Source organism: Rickettsia sp. (genome assembly GCF_965035265.1).
Genome location: NZ_CBCDJS010000030.1, coordinates 1 through 12673 on the forward strand (window position 1 = coordinate 1; position 12673 = coordinate 12673).

Below are 12673 nucleotides of genomic sequence, written 5' to 3' on the forward strand. Positions count from 1 at the left end.
ATGCTACAGGCATCCCACTGCTCGCCTGCTTTAAGATAGACATGATTTGGCTATCACTGTGTTTTGATATTGTCATTTATAGAATCTCCTTCTTTACTTCTAAAAAATTCTACTCCTTTTGTCGATTGTTTTTGGGGAGGATTACCGTAGTAGCAATATGCTTTCGTAACTATTTGCCTGATTTATCCTTATTTAATAATAAAGCTAAATCAGTTGCAGATGATCTTGAAAAGGAACTAACTGAATGTGAAGAAGCGATAAAGAAAAATCCGAATGATGCTAAAGGTTATTATAACAAAGGTCTTGTACTAAAAAAATTAGCAGAATATGAATTAGCTATCGAGGCATATGATAAAGCAATTGCATTAAATCCTAGCTATTCTAATGCATATTCTAATAAAGCATTAGTTTTGAAAGAGCTTAGAAAATATGAGTTAGCACTTGAAGCATATGATATAGCCATTGAATTAAACCCTAAGGATTTCAGTACATATTTTGATAAAGGTATAGTACTATCTATATTAGATAAACATAAATTAGCAGTTGAATCATATAGTAAAGCAATTGAGCTAAATTCAAATAATCCTTATGCGTATTTTAATAGAGGTCTTGAATTGCATCAGTTAAAAGAATATGTACTTGCCTTAGAATCGTATGACAAAGCTATTGAGCTTAACTCTAATTTTTATAATTCATACCTTAATAAAGCCATGGTACTTGAAGAATTAGAAGAATACGAACTAGCCCTTGAATCTTTTAACAAAGCAATTAAGCTAAATCCTAATAATTCTTATGTCTACCTTAGAAAAGGAAATATTTTGTTTACCCTAGCAAAATATGAGCAAGCATTAGAGTTATATAATAAGTCAATTGAGTTAGACCCTAATTATGATGCTTATAATAATCTTGGTCTTGCTTTAGAAGAATTAGGCAAATATGACTTAGCTCTTGAAGTATACAATAAAGCATTAGAATTAGAGCCTGATAATCTAGAAGTAAAAGCTCAAGTACAAGCTATATTAGACATGCAAAAGGCTAAATAATAAGATCATAATTTATTATGACTATTATAACGTGCATATTAATTTGGTCATAACTATTATAATATATACGTTATAATGGTCAAGTACTTATAACCTAGTTATCCTCTAGTGGGGACTACCGGAATTCCTACTTTTGTAAGTTTAGCTCCTTTTGGCTTTTTGATTCCTGCAAATTTCTGTTCTTCTTGTTGTTTTCGTAGTTTTTCTCCTATTTTTGTAGCTTCTCTGCTACCTTTAAGAGCACTTTTCACGGGCTTTGTGTTAAGATTCGTAACACCTTTTGAAGTCTTAATATCTTCATCTTTATCAAAATATTTTATGTTTGTAGCACCGCTTAAATGATAAACACCACCACTTTTTTGTATAAACTGATTTTGATTTTGTAAAGCTTTACCTTCTAAATCTAAGAACTTACCATTTTTTTCAATAGCAAATACTTTTCCATCTTTTTGAAGAATAGTTTCATCAAGCTTAATATTCTCATCTAATACTACTTTTCCAAAATCACCTACTTCGCCAATTTTTTTACCACTAAGATCATATGCGTAAAGTTTTTCTTCATGGAAATCTAAGTTGTTTAAAAAATTCTCTATGGAATTCTTATCATTAGTAAAATTGCCTAACTCATAGGTGCCTATAATTTTCTCTTCTTTGCTTACTACTTTTTCCGTATATTTTTCTTCTTTAATAACTTTTTTGGTATTTTTAATAATTCCAAGATAGGCTAGAGCTTTTTTAAACTTACCCAAATTACGCTTTACCTCAACTTCTATGGGTCTAGAAAATTCTTTTTCTTTTACTTCTTCAACTTCTCCTATAACTAATTGCCCATCTATGGGTCTGCCCAGTTCATCTTTAAAATGAATTAATTTGGCATTTTTTACTCTATTTAATTCAATTTCTTCAGTTTGAAAATGTACATGTTTTTTTTCTGGCATAAATTCCTCCTTGGATAAATTTTGATTTATTATTTAGTGTAAAGGGATAAATCAAAATTTTACAAGAAATTTTCATTGTTAGTTATTTCTCAATAACTAACAAATATTAAGAATTAAAGACTACTGTGCCGTCCAGCCGCCATCTATCAAGAGTCCACTACCTGTTATTGATGATGCTTTGTCGTCACATAAGAATATTACTAAGTTTGCTATTTCATCGGCTTCAACAAATTTCTTTGTAGCTTGAGATTTTAGGATTACGTCCCTTAATGCCGATTCCTCACTGATATGTCTAGCTTTAGCAGTATCTGCTATTTGATTCCTGACTAAGGGAGTATTAACGTAACCAGGGCAGATAGCATTCACTGTAATATTATTCTCAGCCACTTCTAAAGCAACGGTTTTGGTAAGCCCAAGGATACCGTGCTTTGCTGCTACATATGCCGACTTAAAGGGTGATGCGACATAGGCATGAGCAGAAGCGATGTTAACAATCCGCCCAAAGCCGTTTTTTTTCATAATCGGTATTGCGTATTTTGTAGTATAAAAAGAGGCTATTAAATCTATACGCAAAATTTGTTCCCATGTATCTTCAGGAAATTCATCAATAGGGGCAACGTGCTGAATACCGGCATTATTTACTAATATATCTATTTTACCGAATTCTTTTATTATTCTCTCAAACATAGAACGAATTTCTTCAGGTTTTTCTAAATTTATTCCTTGATAAAATACGCTACTTGCACCAAGTTCTTTCAATTCTGCTGAAATTTTGGCTACTTCATCTTCTTTTGCAAGACCGTTAATAACTATTTTAGATTCAAGTTTTGCGAAATGTTTTGCTATTTCAAGCCCGATACCGCTAGTAGAACCGGTAATGACTGCTACTTTGTTTTTCATTTTTACCTCCTGCTGTGTTATGCTATAGTCAACCTAGTCTTATTGTATGACGTTCGATGTCATTCCCGCGTAGGCGGGAATCCATGGTAAAGCAAGATAAACCGAGCTTTTAAAGAGCTTTAAAGTACTGGATTCCCGCCTACGCGGGAATGACATAGTTAATCAAGTATTATTTGTCTTTTATTTAAAAGTAACTTATATTAGATTTCACTTAAAGAAATAATGTATAAATCTATGGAAATTGTTAATAGCGTTGATGCATCTGTATCTTGCCAGGGCAAAGAACCTCCATATGACCATCCAAAAGTTTATTTAGAGATAGATAAAGAAAAAAAGGAAGTTATCTGCCCATATTGTAGTAAGAAATTTAAATTAGTAGCAAAATGACTATCAAGTTTCTTTCAGAAAGTACTATCAACCGAATTGCTGCCGGTGAGGTTATAGAAAGACCTGCATCGGTAGTAAAGGAATTAGTTGAGAATGCGGTTGATGCAGGTAGTACTAAAATAGATATTATCTTAGAACGTGCCGGTAAAAATCTAATCATTATTTCCGATGACGGTATCGGTATGACTGATAAGGAGTTAGAAATTGCCGTTGAACGTCATACAACTTCTAAGCTTGATGAAAGCGATTTTCTAAATATTCATACTTTCGGTTTTCGTGGTGAAGCATTACCGTCTATTGCTGCTATTAGTAAAATGCTCATTACTTCTAAGAAACAAGAGGCTGACAAAGCGTTTCAAATTAAATTAATCGGCGGCAATGAAAAACAAGTTACTGTTTCTGTCCATAATGAAGGTACTAAAATAGAGATACGGGATTTATTCTTTGCCACGCCCGCACGCTTAAAATTTCTAAGAAGCGACAAAACTGAACTTGTTGCAACAGTTGATGTAGTTAAGAAAATTTCCTTAGCACATCCTGAAATTTCTTTTAGCTTAACACATGACGGCAAGAATCTTTTAAAGCTTAAAGGACAAAATAAAGATGCAGAAAGTAACTTAAAACAGCGTATAATCGATGTAATAGGTGAAGATTTTATAAAAAATGCCGCTTATATAGATTTCAAAACTCCTGATTTCTCTATTTGCGGCTATACTAGTATCCCGACATATAATAGAGCTTCAAGTGAAGATCAGTTTTTGTTTATAAATAATAGAGCGGTAAAAGACAAATTATTACAAGTAGCTCTAAGAGTAGCATATCAGGATTATTTAGCTCGTGATCGTTATCCGCTATGTGCTATATTCTTACAAATCGACCCGCAGCTTGTTGATGTTAACGTACATCCGGCAAAAGCAGAGGTAAGGTTTCATGATCCGAATTATGTACGAAATTTATTGATAGAAGCAATTAAAAATGCTTTAACAAATAAAAGCCATGTTACCTCTACTACTATCGCCTCTGATGCTCTTGAGTTATTTAAAAATCCTTTAGTTAACAAACAACCGCCTTTAAGTAAAGGCTTAAACGTTAATAGCAAACCTAGCGAATATAGACCTGCTATGCCGTCTAACTTTAAGTCTGCACCAAATACTGCTTGTCAGAAGCTAATTGATACATTACCGCATGCAAAAATAGAGCAAGAAGTAGAGAATCGTATAGAGCAAGAGCAGCAAACCCACAAACAATACAGACTTGGAGCAGCTAAAGCACAACCTCATACGACTTATATTGTTTCACAGACCGAAGATAGTATAGTAATTACCGATCAACATGCAGCACATGAACGTTTAGGGTATGAAAAAATAAAAGATTACCTTAAAACGGAAGAGTTAATAAAACAGCGTTTACTTATCCCTGAGATAGTAGAACTGCCAAATGAAAGAAAAGCGGATTGCTTGTATGAGCATAGGGAAAAATTATCCAAACTTGGTTTAACTCTAGAAAAATTCGGTGAAAAATCTATTATAGTAACCGAAATCCCAAATATCCTTGGAGATGTAAATGTACAAAAGTTAATCCAAGATCTTGCCGATCATTTATCGGACTTTGGCGAAAATATAGCTTTGACGGAGTTAATAGAGCATGTGACGGAAACTTATGCCTGTCATTACTCTATTAGAGCAGGACGAAAATTATCGGCAGATGAAATGAATGCACTGCTACGTCAAATGGAAAATACGCCGTTTTCAGGACAATGTAATCACGGCAGACCTACCTATATTGAGTTGAAGCTTAAGGATATCGAACGCTTGTTTGGTCGGTAACTCGTTTAATTTGAAAAATTGACCAAAGTCTTAATCGGCTTTGTTGCACAGTTCGATGTCATTCCTGCGAAAGCAGGAATCCAGAAAAAAAATTATAAATACAACAAATTTTTAAAATTAAAAGCTCGAGTTATCTCGCTTTAAGCTGGATTCCTGCTTTCGCAGGAATGACATCAGGTTAAATTATTTCATTTTACTTGACTATTTTTCAATTTCGTTTTATTCTGCTTTTCTTAAGTAATAATAAAATAATATCTTGATTTAAGGTGTCAGCTAATGGCAAAGAAAAATAAAAATATTTTGGTAAGATTAGTAAGCACGGCAGGTACAGGGTTTTTTTTAGTAAAAAAGCGTAATCCAAAAACCCAGACCGAAAAACTTTCTTTTCGTAAATACGATCCAAAAGTAAGAAAACATGTTCTTTTTAAAGAAGAAAAAATAAAATAATTGTAAGTAATATATGGCAGTAAAAATTCGTTTAGCTAGAGGCGGTGCTAAAAAGCGTCCTTTTTACCGTGTAGTAGTAGCTAATGCAACAGCACCTCGTGATGGTAACTTTTTAGAAAAAGTCGGAACTTATAATCCAATGCTTGCTTCAGATAATAGTGAGCGTGTGGTTTTAAAAAAAGATCGTATAGAATATTGGCTTGGCACTGGTGCTAAACCAACCGAGCGAGTTGCAAAATTTATTGAGCAAGCTGGTGTTACTCTTCCTGAAAAAATCAAAAAAGAAATGGAAGTTAAAGCAAAAAGTCGCAAAGCTAGACCAAGCAAAAAAGAAGCTTAGTTTATAGTACATTTTCGTCATTGCGAGCAGGCATTGCTTGTGTGGATCGCTTTATGTCATTCCCGCGTAGGCGGGAATCTAGTAAAGCATATAAAAAACAAGTTTTTTATATGCTTACTTTGTCAATAATGTGTAACAACATTAAATTTTTTTGGATTCCTGCTTCCGCAGGAATGACATAAAAGCCATGCAATAAAACCAATACCTTGTGGGAATGACATAAGGACGTTTTCACATTTTTTCTAAATAGTTACCTTTTCTCTATAATCATATTAATATGCCGGATTAGCTCAGTGGTAGAGCAACCGCCTTGTAAGCGGTAGGTCATCAGTTCAAATCCGATATCCGGCACCATCAAAATTTTTCTTATCATACTGGGGATCGGTTTATGTCATTCCTGCGGAAGCAGGAATCTAGAAAAAAATATAAATACAGCAAGTTCTTGAAATTAAAAGCTTGATTTATCTTGCTTTATGCTGGATTCCTGCTTCCGCAGGAATGACATAAGAGCCATGCAACAAAGTCGTTTTTAACTAAGATTAACACCATTTAAACTATGATAGTAATCGATAAAACATCTTATAGAGCTGTAGGGTTTGATAAACGTATTAAATTCCTAGTACTACATTATACACAATGTGATTTTAAACAATCTTTAGATTTTCTAACCGGTGAAAAGTTAAGTAGCCATTATTTAATAAATGATGAAAACCCTGAACATATATTTCAATTAGTAGAAGAGCATGATAGAGCATGGCATGCCGGAGTAAGTTACTGGCAAGGTCATGAGCGTATTAATGACACATCAATCGGCATTGAAATCGTAAATCCTGCGTTTAAAGTAAATACAAAAAATAATAATATGCAGCTAAATTCACAAGGCTTCAGACAGGATGAATTTAAGGGTAAGTCTGCACAGCGTACAATAGTACGTGAGCACAGACTTATCTCGAAAAATTCGCCTGTGTCAAGCCTTGTGAATGACGCTGTAACCTGGCTGTCTTATTCTTCGCCGCAAATTAATAGTGTTATAAGTTTGTGTAAACAGATTATTGCTAGATATGATATTAAACCTACTAGAGTGGTTGGACATTCTGATATTGCTCCAGGTAGAAAACAGGACCCAGGGCCGCTATTTCCTTGGAAACTATTATATGATAACGGTATAGGAGCATGGTATGATGACCGTAGTTTTAACGATCTATTGCCGCAAGTTGATACAACCGATATTGCAGCAATTCGGCAAAAATTTATTACATACGGTTATAAACTTGAAGCTACCGGAGTTCTAGACTCTAAAATGAAAGACGTTATAATTTCATTTCAAATGCATTTTCGTCCTAATAATTTTTCCGGCGATTTGGATGCTGAAACCATAGCAATTTTAGATACATTAATATTGAAATATAAATCTGAATTAAGTAGTTAATATGATATATTTATAATATGGTGCAATTCATAACTATACCGGATCTTACGGATTATCAAGTTACTTTGAAATTAATGGAAGACTATGTTAATAAGGTAATTAATGCTAATGAACCCGAAATTGTTTATTTAGTCGAACATTCTGAAGTATATACCGCCGGTACTAATTATAAGCAGGAAGAATTATTAGATTACGGTGATATTCCGGTAATTTACACAGGTCGTGGCGGTAAATTTACTTTTCATGGACCGGGTCAGCGTGTTATTTATCCAATTCTTAATTTGGCTTTACCAAATCGCCATAAAGATTTAAAGCTATATATAAAAATGCTTGAAGAGTGGATTATAAATAGCTTAAATTATTTTGGAATTAAAGCATATATTATTAAAGATAAAGTAGGAATTTGGGTAAAAGTAAGGAAAGATAAATTTGCTAAAATTGCTGCAATAGGAGTTAGAGTAAGAAAATGGGTCACATATCACGGTATAGCTATAAATATTTCAACAGATTTGAGTAAGTTTGGTGGGATTATTCCTTGTGGACTTGAAAATTCTTTAGTAACATCTTTAAATCAGTTAGGAATTTATATTGAAATGTCTGAATTTGATAAAATTATTCAAACTGAATTTAACAAAATATTTAAATGATCAAAAAATTTTTACTCACAATTTTAGCAATTTTTGCTTTTTGGATAGGTAGTTTTGGTTATTATATATATTTAATAAATTCTTATAAGTTTAACAGTAATACTACTAGTGCAATAATAGTATTTGCAGGAGGAGGGCATAAAATTGAAACCGGTATTGCTTTGCTTAAGGCTGGTTATGCACCTATATTATTTATTACCGGTATAGAATCTGCGGGGCAATTAAAAAATTTGCTAAAAGAACATAGCGTGATAGAACAACGAGTAGTACTTGCTCCGAATAAAATAATTTCTGAAGAAGATAATGTTAAGAAAGCGGTTGATTTTATTGTGACTTATAATCTTACTTCAGTAATTTTAGTAGAGCATAATTATAATATGCCCTTTGTGCTAAATAAGCTTGAAAAAGCGATTCCTTCTTCTAGTAATATCTATATAGTACCATATCCTGTTTTTTCCAAACAAAAATATGATGTATTATTTAAATCCTATCATCGTTACTTAATGAGTATAGTAAACTGATCCCCACTTTGTGCTTCGTTGTTCGTCGTCTCGCCTATTATTATAGGCTCTACCCTCAGGCCTGTCACAAAACGGGGCTGAGTTTACTATATATACTCGTTGAACTTGAAAAATTGGCTACGTCGTCTTTGTAAGTCCTCGGATGCTCACGTACTTTTGTACGCTCCGCTCCTCGGCTTACAGACTCCTTGCTCTTTTCCAAATTAAACTTCGTCTACCTTACTCGAAGTATATATATTTGCCACCTTACTCTTTTCTAGTACAATATTTTAGAACGATTACGCCAAATAATGCAGAAACTAAAGAGCCGATTATTACTGCAGCTCTCATAGAGTTTGAAGGGCAACTACTCTCAAACGTAATACTACCTATAAACAAACTTAAGGTAAATCCAATTCCTCCAAGGATAGATACAGAATAAAATTTTAACCATGAAGTATCACTTGGTAAATTACAGAATTTAAATTTCACAAATGGATATGAAAATAACATAATACCTAATTGTTTGCCTATAAATAAACCAAATATTATCCCATAAACTAAAGCAAGTATTGAATTAGAACAAATGCCTTTAAATACAAAATATTCTAAAAGAATGCCGGAATTCATAAATACAAAAAGAGGTAAAATAAAGTAATTTACAAAAGGACGAGTTAAGTTTTCAAGTTTTTTGAAAGAAGTGTTAAATTCTCCTTTTATATTAACGGGTATGAAAAGTGCTATTATAGCTCCGCATAGAGTACCGTGAATGCCGGACTCCACCATACTTACCCATAACAATACACCTACAATTATATAATAAAATAGCTGTTTAACTTGTCGATAATTCAATATAAGCAAGATGAATATGATTGCAGAGGAAATTAATAATGCCGGAGTATTGATTGTTTTAGTATAAAACAAGGCTAGTATAATTAATGCAGAAGCATCATCAATTAATGAAAAACCTATAATAAAAGCCCGTAATTCTAAAGATATATGTCGGCTGAAAAAAGATAAAATACCAAGGACAAAAGCAGTATCGGTTGCTATAGGAATAGCCCAGCCTTTTATTAAACCTGGTTTATCATAATTAAAAAACATGTATACTAAGGCAGGAACTACCACACCGCCAAGTGCCGCTGCCGTAGGCAATATTAGTTTTTTTATTTTTATATTCACCTTCTACTAGATGAAATTTCATTTCTAAACCTATTAATAAGAAGAAGAAAGTCATGAGACCGTCATTAACTAATTCTATAAAAGTTGTTTGTAAACTTACGCTTCCTATTGTTAAAGAGATTTTACTGTAAATAAAAGAAGAATAATATTTTGCTAGGAAAATATTGTTGCTGACGATTATTGCTAAGGTAAAAGCAATAATTAATAATATACCGGCAAAAGTACCGGACTTAATTAATTCTCTTAATTGATTATTTATACGCATGATTTAATACTGATTATAACAAGGTGATAATAATAAGTTATTTAAATTCATTAAGAAAGTCAAAAATCTATATAAATCCATAGCAATAATTTATTTTTTAGTGAGATAAAAGTTGTTTTTTGTTTTTCTATAAGCTTGTATAATAACTGTAAGAAGATATAATCCTCAATAGAACATCTAAACAATTTTTATGTTAGCAGAACAACAAACTGAATGGATTATCAGCAATAACCCTGTGAACAAAGGTTGGCATATAGATAATGACACTAAAAAGAATGTTTATTTCCAAAAACCAAAATCAAAAACGGAACAAACAAAATTAAACGGAAAAAGACCGGATTATATTTTATATAAAAGTGGCAATGACACACCTATTGCAATTATTGAAGCGAAAAAAGGCGGAGTAGATTTAAAGTTAGCCTTAGAACAAGCAACAGAATATGCAAAAGCTCTTAATGTGTCCTTAGTATTTGCTATGAACGGGGCTTATTGTGAAACTCGTTTTGTAGCGAATAATAAAGAGCTCATATTAAACGGTGAAGAAGTAAGAGAGTTACTTCGTGAAAAAGAGATATTAGCTTTTTTATATGAAAATAGTAATGAAGCCTGGACAATCCCTAAGGAAGTTAAAGTTTCACGAGATGAGTTGATATCGATATTCAAAAACCTAAATAATATTTTAAGAAGCGAAGGACTCAGAGCAGGTATAGAGCGATTTAGTGAATTTGCTAATATATTATTCTTAAAATTGCTTAGTGAGAATAATGAAAAATCTTGGTGGAATACTATTAAAGCACAGTCAAACGAAGATATTATCGGTTACATAAACGGCTATGTCATAGAACAAATCAAAAATAAGTATGGCGGTGACGTTTTTACGCCTATTTCTATCGGTAACCCTCAAACACCTCGGCATATTATCGATGCAATCGACCCTCTTATTTTATCGACAATAGATACTGATATAAAAGGTGATGCATTTGAATATTTCCTTGAAAAAACTACATCAACCGAGAATGATTTGGGCGAATATTTTACTCCTAGAAATGTCGTTAAAACTATTATTAACCTCATTGATCCTAAATTTAAAGAGACAATCTATGATCCTTTTTGTGGTACAGGAGGTTTTTTAACTGAAGCTTTTAATTACATCAAAGAAAATAATATAATTAATACCAATGAAGATTTAGAAAAATTAAAGTATCGCACATTATACGGACGAGAATTAACCAAAACTGCTAGAATCGCTAAAATGAATATGATTTTACATGGTGACGGACATAGCGTAATTCAACAAATAAATAGCCTTGAAAATCCTGATTATATCGAACAATCAACAAACCGGCTAACAAAGTTTGATATAATAATCACCAATATGCCGTTTTCTCAAACTATTACTAAACAGACAATTAAAAACGGTAAAACCATAACGGAAAATCATATAGCACCTCTTTATTATAACGGCATTGCAAAAAATAACGGCGATGCTGCTTGTGTTTTACATTGCCTACAAAATTTAAAAGAAGGTGGCAGGATGGCATTAGTCGTACCGGAAGGTTTCTTATTTAGAAAAGATATTGCCAAGGTTCATCAATTTTTACTATCAAAAGCAAGATTACAGGCTGTTATTTCTTTGCCGCAAGGTACTTTTCTGCCTTATACGGGAGTAAAAACGGATATACTTTATTTTACTGACGCTCATAAACCAAATAGACAAAAAGATTATTGGTTTTATGGAGCCAAAAATATAGGTGTTACCCTAGACAATAAAAAAAGAAAAATGACCGGCATAAATGATTTTAACAAAATTGATGCCTCCGATATTAGGCAAATAGATAAAAATCCTGATTTAAAAGCTAATATGCTTGAGCTTGGTTTTGAAATAATAGATTTAGAGAAAGTAAAAAATAATAGTTATAATTTGGTTGGTAATGGATACAGAGAGATAGCAGAAAATAAGAAATCTACAATAGTGGAGCTACTTGAAATTTGTCATATACATAATGGCACAACTCCATCTAGGAAGGAACAGCAATATTGGGATAACGGTGATATTCCTTGGTTTACCCTTGAAGACTTAGAAAATGGAGAAAATATTTTTAAAACTAAGCAATTTATTACAAAAAAGGCTTTGCAAGAAACAAGTGTAAAATTGCTTCCTACTCAAACAGTTTTATTATCTTGCACTGCAACAATAGGGAAAGTTGCTTTTTCTGAAATACCTCTTACTACAAATCAGCAAATAAATGGTTTAGTTATTAAAGACCAATATAAGGATAAAGTACTACCTAAATTTTTATTTTATATTTGTAAATCATTAGAGCAAGAATTATTAAGTATTTCTACGACTCAAACAACTAAATACATATCTATTGCTAAATTATCTAAAATTAAAATCCCTCTTCTTTCTATTGAAGAACAACAAAAAATAGTTGATGAGTTAGATAGTTATCAGAAAATAATAGATGGATCAAGACAGGTAATAGATAATTGGAAACCTTTTTTTGAAATTGATAAAGAATATAAAATTATAAAATTAAACGAAATATGTAAAAAAATTACAGACGGTTCCCATAACCCACCAATAGCACGTGCAGAAGGTAAGCCAATGTTAAGTGCAGTTAATATAACAAATTTTGACATTATATTTGATCATGATAAAATCCGCTATATTAGTGAAGAGAATTTTGAGCAAGAGAATAAAAGAACTGATATTAGTGCAGGAGATGTTTTGCTCTCAATTGTTGGAACAATAGGAAAGACTGCTAT

General features: G+C 32.3%; 11 protein-coding genes, 1 tRNA gene and 1 pseudogene. 10 read left to right on the plus strand and 3 right to left on the minus strand.

Going from position 1 to position 12673, the window contains the following annotated elements; translation table 11 throughout:
* Window positions 1-131 precede the first annotated feature (131 nt).
* Window positions 132-1043, plus strand: a complete 912-nt coding sequence (locus AC1Z7D_RS03040; protein ID WP_482601847.1) for a tetratricopeptide repeat protein — start codon at window positions 132-134, stop codon at window positions 1041-1043.
* A gap of 98 nt (window positions 1044-1141) precedes the next feature.
* On the opposite strand, the gene AC1Z7D_RS03045 is transcribed toward AC1Z7D_RS03040, so the two are convergent.
* Window positions 1142-1981 (minus strand): hypothetical protein, encoded by an 840-nt coding sequence (locus AC1Z7D_RS03045; protein WP_482601849.1) that lies wholly within the window; start codon window positions 1979-1981, stop codon window positions 1142-1144.
* Between the two features lie 120 nt (window positions 1982-2101).
* A complete protein-coding gene (locus AC1Z7D_RS03050) occupies window positions 2102-2881 on the minus strand; it encodes a 3-hydroxybutyrate dehydrogenase (RefSeq protein ID WP_482601851.1) in 780 nt (259 codons plus the stop codon).
* A 222-nt stretch (window positions 2882-3103) separates the two neighbouring features.
* Between AC1Z7D_RS03050 and AC1Z7D_RS03055 the strand changes: the two genes are divergently transcribed.
* From AC1Z7D_RS03055 to AC1Z7D_RS03090, 8 genes are all read left to right on the plus strand, one after another.
* Window positions 3104-3268 (plus strand): zinc-finger domain-containing protein, encoded by a 165-nt coding sequence (locus AC1Z7D_RS03055; protein WP_482601853.1) that lies wholly within the window; start codon window positions 3104-3106, stop codon window positions 3266-3268.
* Window positions 3265-5094 (plus strand): DNA mismatch repair endonuclease MutL, encoded by a 1830-nt coding sequence (mutL, locus tag AC1Z7D_RS03060; RefSeq protein ID WP_482601855.1) that lies wholly within the window; start codon window positions 3265-3267, stop codon window positions 5092-5094. The genes AC1Z7D_RS03055 and mutL overlap by 4 nt, the downstream gene beginning before the upstream one ends.
* A gap of 276 nt (window positions 5095-5370) precedes the next feature.
* The gene (gene rpmG / locus AC1Z7D_RS03065) at window positions 5371-5541 is read left to right on the plus strand and encodes a 50S ribosomal protein L33 (protein ID WP_011478029.1); all 171 of its coding nucleotides are present in this window, start codon (window positions 5371-5373) and stop codon (window positions 5539-5541) included.
* Window positions 5542-5554: 13 nt separating this feature from the next.
* Window positions 5555-5881 (plus strand): 30S ribosomal protein S16, encoded by a 327-nt coding sequence (gene rpsP, locus AC1Z7D_RS03070; RefSeq protein ID WP_482601858.1) that lies wholly within the window; start codon window positions 5555-5557, stop codon window positions 5879-5881.
* A 279-nt stretch (window positions 5882-6160) separates the two neighbouring features.
* Window positions 6161-6235: transfer RNA gene (locus AC1Z7D_RS03075), tRNA-Thr, on the plus strand.
* Window positions 6236-6437: 202 nt separating this feature from the next.
* Window positions 6438-7310: an N-acetylmuramoyl-L-alanine amidase gene (locus AC1Z7D_RS03080; protein ID WP_482601860.1), complete on the plus strand. Its 873-nt coding sequence runs from the start codon at window positions 6438-6440 to the stop codon at window positions 7308-7310.
* A 17-nt stretch (window positions 7311-7327) separates the two neighbouring features.
* Window positions 7328-7957 carry a lipoyl(octanoyl) transferase LipB gene (gene lipB, locus AC1Z7D_RS03085; RefSeq protein WP_482601862.1) on the plus strand — a complete coding sequence of 210 codons (630 nt, stop codon included), beginning with the start codon at window positions 7328-7330 and terminating at the stop codon, window positions 7955-7957.
* Window positions 7954-8478 (plus strand): YdcF family protein, encoded by a 525-nt coding sequence (locus AC1Z7D_RS03090; protein ID WP_482601864.1) that lies wholly within the window; start codon window positions 7954-7956, stop codon window positions 8476-8478. Before lipB ends, AC1Z7D_RS03090 begins: the two co-directional genes overlap by 4 nt.
* A 246-nt stretch (window positions 8479-8724) precedes the next feature.
* Here AC1Z7D_RS03090 and nhaA read toward each other — a convergent pair.
* A pseudogene (gene nhaA / locus AC1Z7D_RS03095) lies at window positions 8725-9904 on the minus strand (Na+/H+ antiporter NhaA).
* Between the two features lie 190 nt (window positions 9905-10094).
* On the opposite strand from nhaA, the gene AC1Z7D_RS03100 reads away from it, so the two are divergent.
* A partial coding sequence (locus AC1Z7D_RS03100) for an N-6 DNA methylase (protein ID WP_482601866.1) occupies window positions 10095-12673 on the plus strand: 2579 nt, incomplete at its 3' end.

Excerpts from the sequence above, each read along its gene's own strand:
- AC1Z7D_RS03045 (WP_482601849.1), bottom strand. The coding sequence starts at position 1,981 with ATGCCAGAAAAAAAACATGTACATTTTCAAACTGAAGAAATTGAATTA.
- AC1Z7D_RS03050 (WP_482601851.1), bottom strand. The coding sequence starts at position 2,881 with ATGAAAAACAAAGTAGCAGTCATTACCGGTTCTACTAGCGGTATCGGG.
- AC1Z7D_RS03055 (WP_482601853.1), top strand. The coding sequence starts at position 3,104 with ATGTATAAATCTATGGAAATTGTTAATAGCGTTGATGCATCTGTATCT.
- mutL (WP_482601855.1), top strand. The coding sequence starts at position 3,265 with ATGACTATCAAGTTTCTTTCAGAAAGTACTATCAACCGAATTGCTGCC.
- rpmG (WP_011478029.1), top strand. The coding sequence starts at position 5,371 with ATGGCAAAGAAAAATAAAAATATTTTGGTAAGATTAGTAAGCACGGCA.
- rpsP (WP_482601858.1), top strand. The coding sequence starts at position 5,555 with ATGGCAGTAAAAATTCGTTTAGCTAGAGGCGGTGCTAAAAAGCGTCCT.
- AC1Z7D_RS03080 (WP_482601860.1), top strand. The coding sequence starts at position 6,438 with ATGATAGTAATCGATAAAACATCTTATAGAGCTGTAGGGTTTGATAAA.
- lipB (WP_482601862.1), top strand. The coding sequence starts at position 7,328 with ATGGTGCAATTCATAACTATACCGGATCTTACGGATTATCAAGTTACT.
- AC1Z7D_RS03090 (WP_482601864.1), top strand. The coding sequence starts at position 7,954 with ATGATCAAAAAATTTTTACTCACAATTTTAGCAATTTTTGCTTTTTGG.